Genomic DNA, 19967 nt, shown 5'->3' with positions numbered 1-19967 from the left:
ACTTTTGGTTAAGTCCTCGATCGATTAGTATTCGTCAGCTCCATGTGTCACCACACTTCCACCTCGAACCTATCTACCTCATCGTCTTTGAGGGATCTTACTTACTTGCGTAATGGGAAATCTCATCTTGAGGGGGGCTTCATGCTTAGATGCTTTCAGCACTTATCCCGTCCACACATAGCTACCCAGCGATGCCTTTGGCAAGACAACTGGTACACCAGCGGTGTGTCCATCCCGGTCCTCTCGTACTAAGGACAGCTCCTCTCAAATTTCCTACGCCCACGACGGATAGGGACCGAACTGTCTCACGACGTTCTGAACCCAGCTCGCGTACCGCTTTAATGGGCGAACAGCCCAACCCTTGGGACCGACTACAGCCCCAGGATGCGATGAGCCGACATCGAGGTGCCAAACCTCCCCGTCGATGTGGACTCTTGGGGGAGATAAGCCTGTTATCCCCGGGGTAGCTTTTATCCGTTGAGCGATGGCCCTTCCATGCGGAACCACCGGATCACTAAGCCCGTCTTTCGACCCTGCTCGACTTGTAGGTCTCGCAGTCAAGCTCCCTTGTGCCTTTACACTCTACGAATGATTTCCAACCATTCTGAGGGAACCTTTGGGCGCCTCCGTTACCTTTTAGGAGGCGACCGCCCCAGTCAAACTGTCCGCCTGACACTGTCTCCTGCCCCGCTAAGGGGCATGGGTTAGAATTTCAATACAACCAGGGTAGTATCCCACCGACGCCTCCTTCGAAGCTGGCGCTCCGAGATCTCTGGCTCCTACCTATCCTGTACAAGTTGTACCAAAATTCAATATCAGGCTACAGTAAAGCTCCACGGGGTCTTTCCGTCCTGTCGCGGGTAACCTGCATCTTCACAGGTACTATAATTTCACCGAGTCTCTCGTTGAGACAGTGCCCAGATCGTTACGCCTTTCGTGCGGGTCGGAACTTACCCGACAAGGAATTTCGCTACCTTAGGACCGTTATAGTTACGGCCGCCGTTTACTGGGGCTTCAATTCGCAGCTTCGCTTGCGCTAACCACTCCTCTTAACCTTCCAGCACCGGGCAGGCGTCAGCCCCTATACGTCACCTTACGGTTTTGCAGAGACCTGTGTTTTTGCTAAACAGTCGCCTGGGCCTATTCACTGCGGCTCTCATGCGCTTGCACGCTCAAGAGCACCCCTTCTCCCGAAGTTACGGGGTCATTTTGCCGAGTTCCTTAACGAGAGTTCTCTCGCACACCTTAGGATTCTCTCCTCGACTACCTGTGTCGGTTTGCGGTACGGGCACCTCTCACCTCGATAGAGGCTTTTCTTGGCAGTGTGAAATCAGGAACTTCGTCCATACGGACTCGCCATCACAGCTCAACGTTACAGTGTGCGGATTTGCCTACACACACGCCTTACTGCTTGGACGCGCACAACCAACGGCGCGCTTACCCTATCCTACTGCGTCCCCCCATTTCTCAAACGGTGAGGAGGTGGTACAGGAATATCAACCTGTTGTCCATCGCCTACGCCTATCGGCCTCGGCTTAGGTCCCGACTAACCCTGAGCGGACGAGCCTTCCTCAGGAAACCTTAGTCATACGGTGGACGGGATTCTCACCCGTCTTTCGCTACTCATACCGGCATTCTCACTTCTAAGCGCTCCACCAGTCCTTCCGGTCTGACTTCAACGCACTTAGAACGCTCTCCTACCACTGACATCGTAGATGTCAATCCACAGCTTCGGTGAATCGTTTAGCCCCGATACATTTTCGGCGCAGCGTCACTCGACCAGTGAGCTATTACGCACTCTTTAAATGATGGCTGCTTCTAAGCCAACATCCTGGTTGTCTGTGCAACGCCACATCCTTTTCCACTTAACGATTACTTTGGGACCTTAGCTGGTGGTCTGGGCTGTTTCCCTTTTGACTACGGATCTTATCACTCGCAGTCTGACTCCCGTGTATAAATATCTGGCATTCGGAGTTTGTCTGAATTCGGTAAACCGGGATGGCCCCCTAGTCCAAACAGTGCTCTACCTCCAGTATTCTCATCACGAGGCTAGCCCTAAAGCTATTTCGGAGAGAACCAGCTATCTCCAAGTTCGATTGGAATTTCTCCGCTACCCACACCTCATCCCCGCACTTTTCAACGTGCGTGGGTTCGGGCCTCCAGTAAGTGTTACCTCACCTTCACCCTGGACATGGGTAGATCACCTGGTTTCGGGTCTACGACCACGTACTAATTCGCCCTATTTAGACTCGCTTTCGCTGCGGCTCCGCCTTCTAAAGCTTAACCTCGCACGTAATCGTAACTCGCCGGTTCATTCTACAAAAGGCACGCTATCACCCATTAACGGGCTCTAACTACTTGTAGGCACACGGTTTCAGGATCTCTTTCACTCCCCTTCCGGGGTGCTTTTCACCTTTCCCTCACGGTACTGGTTCACTATCGGTCACTAGGTAGTATTTAGCCTTGGGAGATGGTCCTCCCGGATTCCGACGGAATTTCACGTGTTCCGCCGTACTCAGGATCCACTCTGGAGGGAACGAACTTTCGACTACAGGGCTTTTACCTGCTCTGGCGGACCTTTCCAAGTCGCTTCATCTAACTCATTCCTTTGTAACTCCGTATAGAGTGTCCTACAACCCCAAGAGGCAAGCCTCTTGGTTTGGGCTCTTCCCGTTTCGCTCGCCGCTACTCAGGGAATCGATTTTTCTTTCTCTTCCTCCAGGTACTTAGATGTTTCAGTTCCCTGGGTCTGCCTTCAAGACGCTATGTATTCACGTCAAGATACTACGCGATTAAACGTAGTGGGTTCCCCCATTCGGAAATCTCCGGATCAAAGCTCACTTACAGCTCCCCGAAGCATATCGGTGTTAGTGCCGTCCTTCTTCGGCTCCTAGTGCCAAGGCATTCGCCGTGCGCCCTTAATAACTTAACCTGCAGCTTCCGATATACATCGTAATCCAGCGTCAGCTTCATTCGTTCGGTCAGTCACGTACAGAGGTACGCTCCTTCTCTCACTCAATCGCTTCCTTGTCTTACTCGTATCTCGAAACCTTCATTTGTTATTAAGCCTATAAAAAACTTAAAAAAATAAATGTGTTTGTTACAATTTCAATGTCGTTTTATCCAGTTTTCAAAGAACAAATTCACTACCTGTTTCTACTTCTTCGCAAATTTGCGACGAAAGCGTAGCGACAGGAGCACAGTTTTGAAGTGTTTCATTCAGAAGAATGAACCTTCAAAACTGAACGCAAAACGTAATCTTACAAACCCAAGGTTTGTATTCCGAAAATATCCTTAGAAAGGAGGTGATCCAGCCGCACCTTCCGATACGGCTACCTTGTTACGACTTCACCCCAATCATCTATCCCACCTTCGGCGGCTGGCTCCAAAAGGTTACCTCACCGACTTCGGGTGTTACAAACTCTCGTGGTGTGACGGGCGGTGTGTACAAGGCCCGGGAACGTATTCACCGCGGCATGCTGATCCGCGATTACTAGCGATTCCGGCTTCATGTAGGCGAGTTGCAGCCTACAATCCGAACTGAGAACGACTTTATCGGATTAGCTCCCTCTCGCGAGTTGGCAACCGTTTGTATCGTCCATTGTAGCACGTGTGTAGCCCAGGTCATAAGGGGCATGATGATTTGACGTCATCCCCACCTTCCTCCGGTTTGTCACCGGCAGTCACCTTAGAGTGCCCAACTAAATGATGGCAACTAAGATCAAGGGTTGCGCTCGTTGCGGGACTTAACCCAACATCTCACGACACGAGCTGACGACAACCATGCACCACCTGTCACCGTTGTCCCCGAAGGGAAAACCATATCTCTACAGTGGTCAACGGGATGTCAAGACCTGGTAAGGTTCTTCGCGTTGCTTCGAATTAAACCACATGCTCCACCGCTTGTGCGGGCCCCCGTCAATTCCTTTGAGTTTCAGTCTTGCGACCGTACTCCCCAGGCGGAGTGCTTAATGCGTTAGCTGCAGCACTAAGGGGCGGAAACCCCCTAACACTTAGCACTCATCGTTTACGGCGTGGACTACCAGGGTATCTAATCCTGTTTGCTCCCCACGCTTTCGCGCCTCAGTGTCAGTTGCAGACCAGATAGTCGCCTTCGCCACTGGTGTTCCTCCAAATCTCTACGCATTTCACCGCTACACTTGGAATTCCACTATCCTCTTCTGCACTCAAGTCTCCCAGTTTCCAATGACCCTCCACGGTTGAGCCGTGGGCTTTCACATCAGACTTAAGAAACCACCTGCGCGCGCTTTACGCCCAATAATTCCGGACAACGCTTGCCACCTACGTATTACCGCGGCTGCTGGCACGTAGTTAGCCGTGGCTTTCTAATAAGGTACCGTCAAGGTACAGCCAGTTACTACTGTACTTGTTCTTCCCTTACAACAGAGTTTTACGAACCGAAATCCTTCTTCACTCACGCGGCGTTGCTCCATCAGGCTTTCGCCCATTGTGGAAGATTCCCTACTGCTGCCTCCCGTAGGAGTCTGGGCCGTGTCTCAGTCCCAGTGTGGCCGATCACCCTCTCAGGTCGGCTACGCATCGTTGCCTTGGTGAGCCGTTACCTCACCAACTAGCTAATGCGCCGCGGGCCCATCCTATAGCGACAGCCGAAACCGTCTTTCAGTATTATCCCATGAGGGACGATAGATTATTCGGTATTAGCCCCGGTTTCCCGGAGTTATCCCAAACTTTAGGGTAGGTTGCCCACGTGTTACTCACCCGTCCGCCGCTAACGTCAAAGGAGCAAGCTCCTTCTCTGTTCGCTCGACTTGCATGTATTAGGCACGCCGCCAGCGTTCGTCCTGAGCCAGGATCAAACTCTCCATAAAAGAAATTTGATTAGCTCAAATTGTTTTGCTGGCATCAATTTTGATGTCCAAAATTTTGTTTCGTTCACTAACAAAGTTAGCTAGTAAAAACTATATTGATTACGTTTTGCTTGTTCAGTTTTCAAGGTTCATTTTGTCGCCTCTTGTTTCAGCAACTCTTATATAATACCATCTTTTCAAATCGATGTCAACAATTTATTTTAAATTGTTTTTTGTTTTATACAAGTTGTTTCAGTTGTTATCTTAACGACTCTTATTACTATATCACAATATTTATAGTTTGCAAGCCTTTTATAAAAATAATATTAAAAAAGTGATTCCTAGTACACCTGGAATGCCCAACAATGCAATTGTGAAAACGGAAAACAGGTTAATTGGTACATTATAACCGCTATAACCAACACCTAAATGAATAATGAATAATAATAAAAATGCAAATGCAAATCGGAACCAAAATACTGATAGTCCTTCTAATACTTTACCCAATTTAATGTGTCTTCCTACTATATAAAGAAAAAGAAGCGCTACAGGAACACAAATACTCACAATTACAGTCCACGGCATATGCTTGCCCCCTTCGATCATAATTATGTAATTTTATGATTCCTATAGCACGTCTATAACTCTACAATCATTATTTTATTAGTACTCGTCGAATTCTAGCTTCTTTAAATAAATAAAAATGAATACTCTCTGCTGCTTTTCGCTGAGCAATAACTTCTAAATCATAATCATTTAATAATTCTTCAATCAATTTTGCTTGTTGTAAATCTTCTTTTGTTTGTTTAATGAGATTAACAAGCTTTTCGTCAAATTCTCTTTTTAGCTTTCCTTTATTGCGGAAGAACATTTCAATCCCTCACTCATAACTCTCGGCGGCCTTCCATTGCCTTCGATAACGTTACTTCATCAGCATATTCTAAATCTCCACCTACTGGTAATCCGTGCGCAATGCGTGTTGTGCGGATGCCAGATGGTTTAACAAGACGAGAGATATACATAGCCGTCGCTTCACCTTCAATAGTAGAATTGGTTGCTAAAATAAGCTCCTGCACCGTTTCATCTTGTAAGCGTACTAACAGTGAGGCTACATTAATATCCTCTGGGCCGATACCATCCATAGGTGAAATAGCCCCCTGTAACACATGGTACTTACCATGGTAATCACGCATTTTTTCCATTGCAATAACGTCCTTTGTATCTTGTACAACGCAAATTACTGAGGCATCGCGTTGTTTATCGGTACAAATATGACATGGGTCTACATCGGTAATATTGCCACAAACAGAGCAATAACTTAAATTACGTTTTGCATCTATTAAAGCTTTGGAAAAAGAAAGAACGTCATCTTCTTTCATTGTTAACACAAAAAACGCCAGTCGGGCTGCGGTTTTTGGCCCGATACCTGGCAATTTCATAAAACTATCGATTAATTTTGATATTGGTTCTGGGTAATACATATTGTTACCTCCTAGAATGGAAGGTTCATGCCTTGCGTAAATTTACCCATTGTTGCATTTGTTTTTTCTTCTACTTTTTTAAGTGCTTCATTCGTTGCAACAACAATTAAATCTTGTAACATTTCGATATCGTCAGGATCTACTACTGAAGTATCAAGATTCACTTCTACTACTTCACGTTGACCTGTAACTGTTACTTTCACCATACCGCCGCCAGCAACACCTTCAAATTGTTCAGCATTTAAAGCTTCTTGAGCTTCCATCATTTCTTTTTGCATTTTTTGCATTTTTTTCATCATGCCTTGCATATTTCCCATTCCACGCATAACCTATTCCTCCTAAGTAATCAGTCTTCAATAATTTCAATAAAATCCTTACCGAACAGCTTTTCCGCTTCCGTCACCAATGGATCTTGTGATGCCAGCGGTTGCGCATCATCGATAAAAGGTTCTTCTGGCATTTCTGCCGGTGGTGGTTCCAATAATTCAACATTCGGATCATCGTTAGCTAATGGTGCTTTCTTTTGATGTAATCCGTGATCACGAATGAACTCTTCACGCAACTTTAACCATGTTTCTTCTGGCGTACAAAGCATTTCATACATCGTGCCTGTTTGACCTGCAATAAGTTGTGTGAATTGTGCTTTTAGCATTTGATTATCAGCAACCATTTGACAATGAATATCATACTTGAATTTTAACACAAAAGCACTCGAAGATGCCGCAACAGGTTCAGCTTCTGCTAAAAGAGCTGATTGTGACTTTTGCAATTGATTTAACGCCTGCGCCCATACAGCCTTTACACGTTGCACATCTTGCTTTGTCGCATCCTTTAGCACTTCTTGAATACGACCAGTAGGCGCCTTATAACCATTTGGACTTTTTGCACGCGGACGTTGTTCTTTGGCAACCTGAGTAGCTTGTGACGGCGCACCATTTTGTATTTGTAAAGATAGTTGTTGCACCATTTGCTCAAGCGCAATGATTTTTTGCGCTAGTTCTGGGCTCATTACCGCCTCACTTGATGGGGCAGTTTGATTGACTACGCCACCCGAAAACTGTGTCATTTTTAGCAATGCTGTTTCCAAATAGATTTTCGTATGATGCGAGAAACGCATTTCTTGTTGTGTTTTCGCTAAAATGTCGATGTAGCCGTAAAGCATATCTGGTGCAAAGTCATGTGCCAATGCAAATACGCGCTCCTCAGGTGATACTAACTCTAATAGTTCAGCTAAATTCTCACTCGTTTGTAAAAGCAGTAAATCGCGGAAAAATGTAATTAAATCCTCCGATAAGCGCAACGGATCCTTCCCATCTGCGATTAGCTGCTCTAATAGCGCAAGCATTTGTGCCACATCTTTGACCTTTAAAGCTTCAGCTAAATCATAGAAAACATCCTGACTAATTGAGCCTGTGACTAGTAGTGCATCCTCTAGTTTCAACATTTCACCGCTAAAGGATACAACTTGGTCCAACAAGCTCAATGCATCACGCATACCGCCCGCAGCTGACTGCGCAATCACTTTTAGACCTTGTTCTTCAAATGGGAGTTCAATATCTTCTAGTACGACCTTCATGCGCTCGATAATATCGTTAGTTGAAAGTCGCTTGAAGTCAAAACGTTGGCAACGCGAAATAATCGTTGCAGGTAATTTATGAGGTTCTGTTGTTGCTAAAATAAATACAGCGTGAGGTGGTGGTTCTTCTAGCGTTTTTAAAAGCGCATTGAAGGCACTTGTAGACAGCATATGCACTTCATCAATGATGTACACTTTAAACCTGCTACTAGCTGGAGCAAAACGTACCTTTTCAATAATGTCCCGTATTTCTTCAACACGTGAATTAGAAGCTGCATCAAATTCAATAACGTCTGGATGAGAACCATCTGTAATGCTTAAACAAGTTGCACACTCATTACAAGGTTCACTTGCTGGAGCATGCTCGCAGTTTAAAGCCTTAGCAAAAATTTTAGCTGTACTTGTTTTCCCTGTACCCCGAGGTCCAGAAAACAAGTAAGCATGAGTTGTTTTATTCGCTAGGAGAGCATTTTGCAGCGTTCTTTTGACATGCGCTTGACCTGACATTTCTCGGAATGATTGTGGTCTATACACACGATAAAATGCTTGATACGTCAATGATTTCCTCTCCCCTTCTTTTTCAATATTAATAAAACTATTATAGCATCGGCAGCCTTGTTTATAAAACCGTGTCCTATTTTATAATATAAAAAAACGCACTCGCCTACAGTAGACGAATGCGTTTAAATTGGCAATTTAATGCCGTGCACCTTTCTTCGACAGCCGCACATAAGCGTTACTCTTGTCGTTAGCTCAGATTAGGCAACCCCGCGGCACATGAATAAGACCACTTAATGCTGCTTCCTTCCGGACCTGACATGGTTCATGGGTATCCATTGCGCAGGACCCAATCGTCAACACTACGTGCAAAAGGCAGACCAAACAATACGGACAGCCTCGAAAAAGGAATTCAGTCTCGCTAGAGCGGATTGCGAGTTACAGGACACCGCTACCTTCCCACCTAGCACGGCAATAACTAGTATACTTTCAGTTTGTATAAATTGCAACGAATTGCACAAATTATTTAAGTACATTCTTAATTAATAAAAATTAATTTTTTAAAACCTACTATTTTTTCAAAAAGATGTTGACGTCAAAATAAAATCATGATAAATTAGTTCTTGTCGATAAGACATCGAAGCAATATAGTATGGAGGTATACCCAAGTCTGGCTGAAGGGATCGGTCTTGAAAACCGACAGGCGGGTAACACCGCGCGGGGGTTCGAATCCCTCTACCTCCTCCAGTTTTTTAAAATCCGACTACACGATGTAGCCGTTTTTTTTTGCTTAAAAAATTGTATGTCATACTTATTAAATACCACTTCCGATTAGGTTGTGGTATTTTTTTATTAGCTATCTTGCTCTTAAATACTTTAGGGAGGATATTTAATATGTATTCCAAAGCCTTTATTTCTCGTAGTTCCCTCACATGGATTATATCCATCGCTTTATTAACGGCTATCGGTAGTGAAATTAAAATCATCCCTTTCGCCAATACTTCTTTTCGCTTTGGTCTGGGGACAATTATATTCTTTTTATGCACCTTACTTAGACCGACACCTATTATATTAGCCGGTATTGTAACTAGCATTGTAACAACCACTTTACGAATCGCTATTAGTTACTATACGCATAATACATCTTTAATAGATGGTATTTATACTCACTTACCTGCTGGGACATTTTATTTATTGTTTGCAATATGCCTACAGCTTTTAAATATTCATCAATATCGTGAAAAGCCATTAAAGTTAGGATTACTAGTAGCCTTCAGTGAGGTCATTAGTAATTTAGCGGAACAATTGCTACGTTTCCTTGTACAATCCTATACAATTTTATTTATTCATGACCTGCTCATCTTATTAGCCGTTGCCCTATTACGTAGTTTTTTTGTTGTTGGCATTTATAGCTCTATTGTTATTGCCGAGCAAAAAAAACGCGTGCAGGAAATGCTTACGATTGGTTCAGATTTATATGTAGAGACGCTCTATTTAAAAAAATCTATGAATCATATTGAAACGATTACTGCTAATGGGTTTGATTTGTATAGACAATTAAAAGCACAGGGCAATCGTTCAGAAAGTATACAAGCACTTCATATTGCCCAGGAAATTCATGAAGTCAAAAAAGATTCTCAGCGTATTTATGCGGGTATATCTAAAATTGTTGGGGACAAGAGCTTTGGCTCATTACGATTATCAGAATTATTACATTATATAGAAGACGGCAATCGCAAATACAGTGAGTTACTCGGTAAAGACATCCAGTTTAATATAAGTTTAGATACTGATTTTTTAACGAAAGAGCACATTGCCTTGCTGGCACTATTAAATAATTTAACTGCTAATGCCATTGAAGCAATAGAAAAGCAAGGTATCATATCTATTGATATTCAACAGCAGGAGGTTGATACTGTAATAACAGTAAGTGATGATGGAAAAGGCATCTCCGAAAGTGACCTTTCTATTATTTTTGAACCTGGCTATACGACGAAATACAATGTTGAAGGTGTAGCAGCTACAGGAATTGGACTATCACATGTCGCTGAATTAATTTCAAAATTAAATGGCTCCATTTCAGTTGAATCAAATAACTACAAAACGGTGTTTAAAATTATAATTCCTACGCAAACTATTCTAACGGGAGAGACTTAAATGAGGTATTTTATTGTAGATGATGATCGTGCAAGCCGCGTGATGCTAAAACAAATTATTGAAGATAGTGGTTTAGGTACAGTAATCGGCGAAGCACGCAATGGAGTAGATGCCATTCCACAAATATTAATGACACAACCTGAATTTGTACTAATCGACTTACTTATGCCTAAGTTAGACGGTATAGCAACAGTGGAGCATCTTCTTCAGAATCGATTTGAAGGACAGTTTATTATGATTTCACAAGTTGTGAATAAGGAAATGGTCGGCGAGGCCTATGAACAAGGGATAGATTTCTTTATTCATAAACCCATTAACCGTATTGAGGTTGAAAATGTTTTACGCAAAACAACGGAACAATTTCGCCTAAAAAATTCCCTATTAGTTATTCGACAATCGCTAACGAACATCGATCTAAGTGAGCAAATAAACAATAAAGCTACATCGCGAGACCACATCCAATCGATCTTAAATGATATGGGGATTGTCGGTGAAATTGGAAGTGAGGATATTATAGCAATTATTGAAACATTATTAGCTCATCAGCACAAAATTGCGCCACTTCCTCCATTAAAAGAGCTCTATGAGGAAATAGCAGCTGTCACAAAGTCAACTCCTGATGAAATATTGAAAGAGAGTAAAGCGATTGAACAGCGTGTACGTCGAACGATTTTAGCTGCCATGATTAATCTCGCCAATTTAGGTGTCGTTGATTATACAAACTCTGAATTTGAATATTATGCACCTCGATACTTTGATTTTAAAGAGATTCGCCAGCTTATGACGCAAATCGAAGACCACGGGAATCGCAAAGCAAAGGTCAATATTAAAAAGTTTATTCAGGTGTTATATTCAGACATTTTAACAAAAGTAAATTAATTTTCTCGGATTTTGTCGGATTTCATAAGTCCTCCGTATTATTAAAGTAAGGCGTGTCCTAAAAATTTTAATATAGGGGAGGAATTAAGATTTTGAAAAAGAAATTTAAAATCAGTTTAGCCGCTCAAATTTTAATCGGTTTGATTTTAGGGATAATTATTGGTGGTATCTTTTATGGTAACCCCAAAGTTGAAACATATTTACAACCATTAGGGGATATCTTCCTACATCTAATTAAGATGATTGTAGTACCTATTATCATTTCGACTTTAATTGTTGGTGTTGCTGGAACTGGAGACATGAAACAGCTCGGAAGATTAGGCGGAAAATCGCTTATTTACTTTGAAATCATTACAACAGTAGCGATTGTTGTTGGATTACTTTCAGCAAACCTGTTCCAACCAGGTGCTGGCATCAATATGAACGAACTTTCGCAAGGGGATATTTCAAAATACGTTTCAACAACTGAAGAAGTACAGCATGAAGGTCCATTTGATATTATTGTAGGTATTGTACCGACAAATATTATTCAATCAATGGCTGAAGGCAATATGCTTGCCATCATCTTCTTCTCTGTTATTTTTGGTTTAGGGGTAGCTGCAATTGGAGAACGAGGTAAACCAGTATTGGACTTCTTCCAAGGTGTAGCAGATGCTATGTTCTGGGTAACGAACCTTGTGATGAAATTCGCTCCAATTGGGGTATTTGGTTTAATTGGTGTAACCGTTTCCAAATATGGTTTTGCTTCCCTCATACCTTTAGGTAAGCTTGCAATACTTGTATATGCCACAATGTTATTCTTCATCTTTGTTATTCTTGGCCTCGTTGCAAAATTTGCCGGTGTCAACATTTTCTACTTAATCAGAGTGTTAAAAGATGAGTTAATTTTAGCCTTCTCCACTGCTAGCTCGGAAGCTGTCTTACCACGAGTGATGTTGAAAATGGAGAAATTAGGTGCACCAAAAGATATTGTTTCTTTTGTTATTCCAACAGGTTATTCTTTTAACTTAGATGGTTCAACATTGTATCAAGCAATTGCTGCATTATTCATTGCCCAAATGTATGGTATTCACTTAAGCATCGGGGAACAAATTACATTAATGCTTGTATTAATGGTTACTTCTAAAGGGATTGCCGGTGTACCAGGCGTATCATTCGTAGTATTACTTGCCACTTTAGGTACTGTTGGTATTCCAATCGAAGGTTTAGCATTTATTGCTGGTATCGACCGTATCCTTGATATGGGACGAACAGTAGTTAACGTAATCGGTAACTCACTAGCTTCATTAGTAATGGCGAAATGGGAAGGCCGCTTCGATAAAGAAAAAATGAAAAACTACTTTAAAGAAAATGAAAATTTAGCATAAATTCATAAAAAATGCCTCACGATGGCTTAAGCCATCGTGAGGCATTTTTTATTTTGTCAGTACTTTATCTAAATAAGCAATAATAGACGCTTTGCCATTGACATGGGCTTCTTGTGCACGCACTTCATCCTTTTCGACTTTCGCCTCAGCGGCTGCAACAATACGCTCTGCATCCTCTTGAGGCACGACAATAACGCCATCTACATCTCCAATAATATAATCACCTGGTTGCACTGTTACACCGCCAATTGCGATTGGCACATTCACTTTACCGCCGCCATTTTTGTTGCCTGCTGCTACGGTTGTCCCAATTGAAAATACAGGAAAATCTAGTTCCCGAATCGCGGCAATATCACGAATAACCCCGTCTACTACAAAGCCCTGTACACCCATACCCTTTGCTAAAGAAATAACAAAATCTCCTGCTACCGCACGATTTCTATTACCCTTTGCATCAATGACCAAAATATCATCCTCGCTAGCTGCTCGAATCGCTTCAAGTACAGCTCCATTTTCGCCATCTGGTAAACGTACAGTAACCGCTCGACCTGCTATTTTAAAATGGTCTGCTAACGGTTTAATGTCACTGCGTAAATTTGTATGTCCCCCAGTTGCATCTGAAATTGCTGTCGTTGGTAAATGTTTAAAACTTATTTCCACCTTTGCCATGCATAACACCCCTATTATGATTTATGAATACCTTACACAATTATTGTAAATAAAACACATCTACTATTTCAATATAATTCAGAAAATTTAGTAAAATATGTTGTTAAAAACAAATCGCCGTTATCCCGTTTTTTAAACAAAATAAAACACCTAAGGCAATGTTCTTATCGTGACCATTTGCCTTAGGCGCCTTTTAAATTATTTCAATAAATTGTTTAGACCGTTCATCTAAAGCCTCTGCTGCAGAAGCGATTTCAGCAAAATCACTCGTCGTCACAGTAATTTGCCCATTCGTTTTTTCAATTTCCTCAGAAATTCGCGTGATGCTTTCTGTTACTTGCCCAACCTCGCGTACAATCCCTTCCACATTTTCTTTCACTTCTGAAATTGATTGCTCTACTCTTACGGAAAGTTTTCGTACCTCTTTGGCGACAACATCAAAACCTCTGCCATACTCTCCAGCTCTTGCGGCTTCAATAGCTGCATTTAAAGCTAGTAAGTTTGTTTGGGAGGCAATTTCTTGAATTGTTTTGACAATGCCTTTAATGGAATCTGCTTGATTTTGTAATTGATCTAAATTTTTAACATTTTCCGAAGATTCCTTTGAAACTTGTTGAATTGTTGCAAGTAAATTTTCACTATTTTTAATACCTGCCTCTGAACGACTGTAAAGCTTAGTGGACATTTGTTTTAACTGATCTGCTACATTGACAATGGTATTTTGACGTTCCGTAATATTTGTTGCTATTTTGGATACACCAATAACTCTTCTTGAATGATTATCAAATACGGGCATATAGGTAGCTTCTAGCCAAATACTATTTCCACGGGCATCCATTCGTTCTACTTTATCTTGATAGCTCTTACCTGCTGCTAAATTACGCCAAAACCTCTCGTATTCAGGACTCTTCACGTAATTAGGAAAACAAAATTCCTTATGGTCTTTCCCCATCATTTTTTCTACTGTATAGCCCATTGTTTTCGCAAAAAGCTCATTTACATAAGCAACTTTTCGGTTCATATCAAATCGGATAATCGCTATATTACGCTCAATTGCTTGAACAACTAATTCATCTGTGACTTGTGTATCATTCTTTTGCACAACATCCACCTCTATCACCCTATTGTACTAGCGTTATCTCTAATCTACTTTCTTCTTTTTAAAAAATGCATTGTTATATATTATAATATATCTAATAGTATCTTAAAAATACTATAAATTTGTATTTTTACTATTCTTATGCTCAATTATGCTTTTTTTCTTATTTTATCATTGTTAAAACTTCTTCTGCCGTTGTTGCGACACGAATTAATGCCTTGTGTTCTGGGCGTATAAAGCCCTCCTCTAGCATTTTAGAAAAATGTTGTAGCAGTGCGTCATAAAAACCATTGACGTTAAATAAAATAACAGGTTTTTCATGTAATCTAATTTGCGCCCATGTAAATACTTCAAAATATTCGTCCAGTGTACCGCCACCACCTGGTAACGCAATAAAAGCATCTGCTAATTCAACCATTTTTGCCTTACGTATATGCATGGATTCTACAAAATGGATTTCTGTCAATGCGGCATGAACAATTTCTTGTTTTTGTAAATGAGTAGGCATGACACCAATCACTTCTCCACCTGCTACTAATGCAGCATCTGCCACTTTGCCCATCAATCCTATTTTAGAACCTCCATAAACAATACCATGTCCATGTTGTGCTAATACCGTTCCTAATTCACTTGCCTTTTCAGCATAAATCGGGTTATTGCCAAGTCCTGATCCACAATATACTGCGATTCTCATATTTATTCCTCCTATTACAAAAGACGTGAAAACAATAGGTATCATATTGTCTCACGTCTCTTGGTCTTATTTCTGTTATTTATTTTAAAATACAAAGTCCTTATATTTCTATCTGGAAGCTTTCTACGTTCCTTTTGCTTTCGGCCAGAACGCTTTGAGGTTCCCTTCTTCAACGTCTTTACTGTTGCATAGCTTTTCTTCTATTTACGTAAATGACTTGTTTGGGCCTGATGCTTTGCTTTCGGCCAGAACGCTTTGATATTCCCTTCTTCAACGTCTTTACTGTTGCATAGCTTTTCTTCTATTTACGTAAATGACTTGTTTGCTTTAGCATATGACTTATGCGACTGACAATTGATTCAATTGCGTCTGGATTTTTTAATAAATCATAATCATTAATATCTAAACGTAGGACAGGGCATGAATTAAAATTATTTATCCAATTTTCGTAACGCTCATGCATTTCAATCCAATAATCATTCGGTGTTTGCTGCTCCATCTCACGACCACGCTCTTGAATACGTCCAATGACGTCATCAATCGGCCCCTCTAAATAAACTAATAAATCTGGGTGCGGGAAATACGGTGTCATCACCATCGCATCAAATAAATTACGATACGTTTCATAATCAGTTGGACTCATTGTTCCTTTATCATAATGCATTTTGGCAAAAATCCCTGTATCTTCATAAATAGAACGATCTTGCACAAAGCCCCCACCATATTCGAAAATACGCTTCTGCTCTTTAAAACGCTCTGCTAGAAAATAGACTTGTAAATGGAAGCTCCATTTTTCAAAGTCATCATAAAACTTATCTAAGTATGGATTGGTATCTACTTTTTCAAATGATGTACGGAAATTTAACGCTTGTGCTAGCGCCTTTGTCATCGTTGATTTTCCTACACCTACTGTTCCGGCAATTGTAATAACAGTTTGTGGTGGAATATCATATTTCTCTCTCAAATTCATTGTTGCAAGCTCCTTTGTTGTAACGTATCTTCGATTGTTTTTAATACATATTGTAAATCTTGTGGGTTTTTCACAAAATCAAGTTGATCTCCATTAAATCGGATTACAGGTATTTCGGGATGTAGCTGCTCAAAGTGCTCTGTAAAAGTATGATAGTCTGCTACTAACTGCTCCATATATTCACGTGAAATCATTTTCTCAAATTCACGCCCTCGTTTAGCAATGCGTTTCATTAACGTATCAACACTAGCATGTAAATAAACAACGACATTAGGCACAGGCATATCTTTTGTTAAAATTTGATAGATTTCTTCATACTTTTCGTACTCGGCAGGTGGCAATGTACGCTTTGCAAAAATTAAATTTTTAAAAATATGATAGTCCGATACAACTGATGTCTTTTGTGCTAAACGTAACTTCTTTATATCTGTTAATTGTTTATAGCGATTACATAGGAAGAACATTTCCGTTTGGAAACTCCATTCCTCTATATTTTCATAAAACTTATTTAAAAACGGATTTTCGTCTACAATTTCTTTTAATAGATGGTAATTAAATGTCGCCGCTACCTCTTTTGCCAATGAAGTTTTGCCTACACCAATCGGACCTTCTACTGCAACAAATGGAACCGTCACTAGAAGTTCCTCCTTTATATTTAGGATTCTATAAGTCAATTATGCCACTATTTTAAGGCTATATTGTATGAAACTAAAATGAATCAGTGCTTTTCATTGTATCATAGTGAGAAAATGAAAAACAGAATCAACATGTATCTCAATTTTTAACATTATTTGACCTGCCTAGTTGATAGATATCAAACAAACTTATAGCTCCATGCAACAAAAAAGACCCACCTTAGTGGGCCTAACTTTAGCCAGCAAATACTGCGTAAATTTCCGCTAGGCGGACGCTTTCCTCTCTGCACAAGTAACGTCCATTCTACGCAGGCGTTTTAGTAAAAATCTACTTAGAGAATTGTTTGAGAATTGTTTGAGTGACTGGCACTATAATTTTACTCGTTGTAAACGTAAGGCATTTAACACGACGGACACTGAGCTGAATGCCATAGCTGCACCCGCTACCCACGGTGCAAGAAGGCCCATAGCTGCAATTGGAATCCCTAATGTATTATATGCAAATGCCCAAAATAGATTTTGCTTAATATTGCGCATTGTTTTACGACTCATAATAATGGCATCTGCAATGCTAGTTAAATCACCACGAATAAGCGTAATATCAGCAGCCTCCATTGCCACATCTGTACCAGTTCCTATGGCCATCCCAATATTGGCAGTTGCTAATGCTGGTGCATCATTAATGCCATCACCAACCATCGCTACGTTTTTGCCTGTAGCTTGCAGTTTTTTCACTTCATCCGCTTTTCCTTCTGGAAGTACTTCTGCGATAACATGGTTAACCCCAACTTCCTGACCGATTGCTTGCGCAGTCCGTTCGTTATCACCCGTCATCATAATGACTGTAATACCCATATCCTGTAAACGACGAATGGCTTCTTTTGACGTATCTTTTACCGTATCTGCAACAGCAACAAGGCCAGCATATTGACCGTTTATAGCAGCCAACATAGCGGTTTTACCGTTTTCCTCTAATGTCTCCATTGTCGGCAATATATGCTGAATATCTATATCATATTGTTGCATTAATTTACGTGTCCCGATTACCACACCTTGACCCGAAACGGTTGCTTGCACGCCGTAACCTGGAATGGCCTCAAAAAATTGAACATCGCCAAGTGTGATACTTCGCTCTTCAATTCCTTGCACAATGGCTTGTGCTAGCGGATGTTCGGATTGTTTCTCTGCTGCCCCAATCAATGAAAGAAAGGATGCTTCTTCTTGCCCCGTTGCTAGTACAACGTCTGTTAATATCGGTTTGCCGTGTGTTACGGTTCCTGTTTTATCGACAACAACTGTATCAATGCGTTGCGTTTGTTCTAAATGCTCGCCACCTTTAAACAAAATCCCAAATTCAGCGGCGCGACCAGAACCTGCCATAATAGAGGTCGGTGTCGCTAAGCCTAGCGCACAAGGACAAGCAATAACAAGAACCGCAATTAACACTTCTAGTGCAGGTGTAAATTCACCAGGTTTTACCCATAAAATCCAAACAAGGAATGTCACAATCGCAATACCAACAACAATCGGCACGAATATACCCGAAATTTGGTCTGCTAAACGTTGTATGGGAGCTTTTGAACCTTGTGCATCTTCTACAACTTTAATAATTTGAGCAAGTGCTGTGTCTCGACCAACTTTGGTTGCTGACATTTTCACAAAGCCATTTTTATTAATGGTTGAACCGTATAATACATCTCCTTGTTTTTTATCTACCGGAAGACTTTCCCCTGTTAGCATTGATTCATCAACGGCTGTTGTACCTTCTACTACTTCACCATCTACAGGAATTTTTTCACCTGGTTTAACTAATAAAATATCACCAATCACAACTTCTTCTAATGGGACTTCTTTTTCTACTCCATCTCGCACAACTATCGCAGATTTTGCTTGCAGACCCATTAGCTTTTTAATCGCTTCTGATGAACGCCCTTTTGCCTTTGCTTCGAATAATTTACCTAAAAGAATTAACGTAATTAAAACGGCACTCGTTTCAAAGTATAGATGCGGTCCATGATGTGAATTAACTGTAACAAGGGCTTGATAAACGCTGTAAAAATAAGCTGCTGAAGTCCCCATAACGACAAGGACATCCATATTAGCACTGCCATTACGTAAAGCTTTATATGCACCTACATAAAATTGTTTCCCAATAATAAATTGAACTGGTGTAGCTAACACTAATTGCACCCAAGGATTCATTAAAAAATCGGGGACATATAAAAACGATGTCAATGAAAAGTGAGCAACCATCGTCCACAGTAATGGTAGCGAAAGAATAGCTGAAAAAAGAAATTTTTGTTGCTGTTGTTTTATTGCCTTTTCTCGATAATCTTCAGTTGCTCGCTCATCCGCTTTTTGATGAGCACCATATCCCAGCTTCTCAACCTTACCGATAATATCCGATACAGAAACCTCTGTTGGATTAAATTCGATGGATGCTTTTTCAAGTGCCAAGTTTACAGTTGCTGTTGAAACACCTGAAAGCTTATTTAAACCTTTCTCAATACGAGTGGCACATGCAGCACACGTCATACCTGTAATATCAAGTTCCGCTTTCTGTTTTACGACGCCATAGCCTAACGCTTCGATTTTCTTTTCAAAGTCTACTTCACTCAATATTGCTGGATCATATTTTATAGAGGATTTTTCAAGCGCTAAGTTTACGGTTGCTTGCTCGACACCCTCCATTTTTTTCAAGCCTTTCTCAATACGCGTAGCACACGCTGCGCAAGTCATGCCAGTAATTTGTAGGTTCGTTTCCTTCAATTCAGAACGCATTAACTTCCCACCTCTTTCTATACCATATAGGGGTATATAAATTTGAAAATAATAGAGTGCCTTGTGAGCACCCTATTGATCTTATTCTACCTCGTAGCCTTGATCGTCAATCGTTTCTTTAATTTGCGCAAGTGATACTTGGGCATCGTCAAATGCGACATCTACCAAACCATCTGCTAAATTTACTGTTACTTGTTCTACACCCGCTAATGCGCCGACACTTTTTTCCACTGCATTGACACAATGTCCACATGACATTCCTTGTACGTTTAATGTTACATTTTGCATAAATATCTCTCCTTTAAATTTAATGTACATGCTATATAAGAGTA

Annotated in this window: 15 protein-coding genes, 1 tRNA gene, 2 rRNA genes, 1 other RNA gene and 1 pseudogene; 4 read left to right on the top strand and 16 right to left on the bottom strand. The window is 41.0% G+C overall.

Going from position 1 to position 19967, the window contains the following annotated elements:
• Positions 1–4: 4 nt before the first annotated feature.
• The 8 genes from I5435_RS00235 to ffs all read right to left on the bottom strand — a co-directional run bounded on the left by I5435_RS00235 (position 5) and on the right by ffs (position 8856).
• Positions 5–2932: ribosomal RNA gene (locus tag I5435_RS00235) — 23S ribosomal RNA — on the bottom strand.
• 366 nt (positions 2933–3298) lie between these two features.
• A 16S ribosomal RNA gene (locus I5435_RS00230) occupies positions 3299–4850 on the bottom strand.
• Together the 16S and 23S rRNA genes form the textbook arrangement of a ribosomal RNA operon.
• A gap of 291 nt (positions 4851–5141) precedes the next feature.
• The gene (locus I5435_RS00225; protein WP_024362957.1) at positions 5142–5414 is read right to left on the bottom strand and encodes a pro-sigmaK processing inhibitor BofA family protein; all 273 of its coding nucleotides are present in this window, start codon (positions 5412–5414) and stop codon (positions 5142–5144) included.
• 70 nt (positions 5415–5484) lie between these two features.
• The gene (locus I5435_RS00220; protein ID WP_024362956.1) at positions 5485–5700 is read right to left on the bottom strand and encodes a YaaL family protein; all 216 of its coding nucleotides are present in this window, start codon (positions 5698–5700) and stop codon (positions 5485–5487) included.
• A gap of 13 nt (positions 5701–5713) precedes the next feature.
• Complete coding sequence (gene recR, locus I5435_RS00215) at positions 5714–6310, bottom strand: recombination mediator RecR (RefSeq protein ID WP_024362955.1); 597 nt, start codon at positions 6308–6310, stop codon at positions 5714–5716.
• A gap of 11 nt (positions 6311–6321) precedes the next feature.
• Entirely contained in the window at positions 6322–6636 is a 315-nt protein-coding gene (locus I5435_RS00210) for a YbaB/EbfC family nucleoid-associated protein (RefSeq protein WP_024362954.1), read from the bottom strand.
• A gap of 20 nt (positions 6637–6656) precedes the next feature.
• On the bottom strand, positions 6657–8444 hold the full coding sequence (gene dnaX, locus I5435_RS00205; protein WP_025218323.1) for a DNA polymerase III subunit gamma/tau: 1788 nt from the start codon (positions 8442–8444) through the stop codon (positions 6657–6659).
• Between the two features lie 144 nt (positions 8445–8588).
• Positions 8589–8856, bottom strand: an RNA gene (gene ffs / locus I5435_RS00200) — signal recognition particle sRNA large type.
• 182 nt (positions 8857–9038) lie between these two features.
• On the opposite strand from ffs, the gene I5435_RS00195 reads away from it, so the two are divergent.
• The 4 genes from I5435_RS00195 (at position 9039) to I5435_RS00180 (ending at position 12787) form a co-directional block, all read left to right on the top strand.
• A tRNA-Ser gene (locus I5435_RS00195) sits at positions 9039–9131 on the top strand.
• A 147-nt stretch (positions 9132–9278) separates the two neighbouring features.
• Positions 9279–10541, top strand: a complete 1263-nt coding sequence (locus tag I5435_RS00190) for an ATP-binding protein (protein ID WP_025218322.1) — start codon at positions 9279–9281, stop codon at positions 10539–10541.
• Positions 10542–11420, top strand: coding sequence for a response regulator (locus I5435_RS00185; protein WP_024362951.1), 879 nt, complete (start codon positions 10542–10544; stop codon positions 11418–11420). It begins immediately after the preceding gene.
• 92 nt (positions 11421–11512) lie between these two features.
• A complete protein-coding gene (locus I5435_RS00180) occupies positions 11513–12787 on the top strand; it encodes a cation:dicarboxylate symporter family transporter (RefSeq protein WP_024362950.1) in 1275 nt (424 codons plus the stop codon).
• A 48-nt stretch (positions 12788–12835) separates the two neighbouring features.
• Here I5435_RS00180 and I5435_RS00175 read toward each other — a convergent pair whose 3' ends face one another.
• From I5435_RS00175 to copZ, 8 genes and pseudogenes are all read right to left on the bottom strand, one after another.
• On the bottom strand, positions 12836–13456 hold the full coding sequence (locus I5435_RS00175; RefSeq protein ID WP_337983054.1) for an RraA family protein: 621 nt from the start codon (positions 13454–13456) through the stop codon (positions 12836–12838).
• A 193-nt stretch (positions 13457–13649) separates the two neighbouring features.
• A complete protein-coding gene (locus I5435_RS23120) occupies positions 13650–14141 on the bottom strand; it encodes a methyl-accepting chemotaxis protein (RefSeq protein ID WP_443136942.1) in 492 nt (163 codons plus the stop codon).
• A gap of 42 nt (positions 14142–14183) precedes the next feature.
• Positions 14184–14558: pseudogene (locus I5435_RS23115) on the bottom strand (PAS domain S-box protein); the annotation flags it as partial.
• Positions 14559–14718: 160 nt separating this feature from the next.
• Complete coding sequence (locus I5435_RS00165; protein ID WP_029747256.1) at positions 14719–15249, bottom strand: LOG family protein; 531 nt, start codon at positions 15247–15249, stop codon at positions 14719–14721.
• Between the two features lie 301 nt (positions 15250–15550).
• The gene (locus I5435_RS00160; protein WP_024362947.1) at positions 15551–16219 is read right to left on the bottom strand and encodes a deoxynucleoside kinase; all 669 of its coding nucleotides are present in this window, start codon (positions 16217–16219) and stop codon (positions 15551–15553) included.
• A complete protein-coding gene (locus tag I5435_RS00155) occupies positions 16216–16854 on the bottom strand; it encodes a deoxynucleoside kinase (protein ID WP_024362946.1) in 639 nt (212 codons plus the stop codon). The genes I5435_RS00160 and I5435_RS00155 overlap by 4 nt, the downstream gene beginning before the upstream one ends.
• Positions 16855–17223: 369 nt before the next feature.
• The gene (locus I5435_RS00150) at positions 17224–19635 is read right to left on the bottom strand and encodes a heavy metal translocating P-type ATPase (protein WP_337983052.1); all 2412 of its coding nucleotides are present in this window, start codon (positions 19633–19635) and stop codon (positions 17224–17226) included.
• Positions 19636–19716: 81 nt separating this feature from the next.
• Entirely contained in the window at positions 19717–19923 is a 207-nt protein-coding gene (gene copZ / locus I5435_RS00145) for a copper chaperone CopZ (protein WP_024362944.1), read from the bottom strand.
• Positions 19924–19967 lie beyond the last annotated feature (44 nt).

It is taken from the genome of Lysinibacillus sp. C5.1, assembly GCF_016350185.1.
Taxonomy (GTDB): Bacteria; Bacillota; Bacilli; order Bacillales_A; family Planococcaceae; genus Lysinibacillus; species Lysinibacillus sphaericus.
Note: the sequence above shows the minus strand (reverse complement) of the source record. Positions and strands in the feature narration are given on the sequence as shown.

Bases quoted from the DNA above. Each gene is read 5' to 3' on its own strand.
- I5435_RS00175 (WP_337983054.1), bottom strand. From the start codon at position 13,456: ATGGCAAAGGTGGAAATAAGTTTTAAACATTTACCAACGACAGCAATT.
- I5435_RS23120 (WP_443136942.1), bottom strand. From the start codon at position 14,141: ATGTCCACTAAGCTTTACAGTCGTTCAGAGGCAGGTATTAAAAATAGT.
- I5435_RS00225 (WP_024362957.1), bottom strand. From the start codon at position 5,414: ATGCCGTGGACTGTAATTGTGAGTATTTGTGTTCCTGTAGCGCTTCTT.
- I5435_RS00210 (WP_024362954.1), bottom strand. From the start codon at position 6,636: ATGCGTGGAATGGGAAATATGCAAGGCATGATGAAAAAAATGCAAAAA.
- copZ (WP_024362944.1), bottom strand. From the start codon at position 19,923: ATGCAAAATGTAACATTAAACGTACAAGGAATGTCATGTGGACATTGT.
- recR (WP_024362955.1), bottom strand. From the start codon at position 6,310: ATGTATTACCCAGAACCAATATCAAAATTAATCGATAGTTTTATGAAA.
- I5435_RS00160 (WP_024362947.1), bottom strand. From the start codon at position 16,219: ATGAATTTGAGAGAGAAATATGATATTCCACCACAAACTGTTATTACA.
- I5435_RS00220 (WP_024362956.1), bottom strand. From the start codon at position 5,700: ATGTTCTTCCGCAATAAAGGAAAGCTAAAAAGAGAATTTGACGAAAAG.
- I5435_RS00150 (WP_337983052.1), bottom strand. From the start codon at position 19,635: ATGCGTTCTGAATTGAAGGAAACGAACCTACAAATTACTGGCATGACT.
- I5435_RS00185 (WP_024362951.1), top strand. From the start codon at position 10,542: ATGAGGTATTTTATTGTAGATGATGATCGTGCAAGCCGCGTGATGCTA.
- I5435_RS00190 (WP_025218322.1), top strand. From the start codon at position 9,279: ATGTATTCCAAAGCCTTTATTTCTCGTAGTTCCCTCACATGGATTATA.
- I5435_RS00165 (WP_029747256.1), bottom strand. From the start codon at position 15,249: ATGAGAATCGCAGTATATTGTGGATCAGGACTTGGCAATAACCCGATT.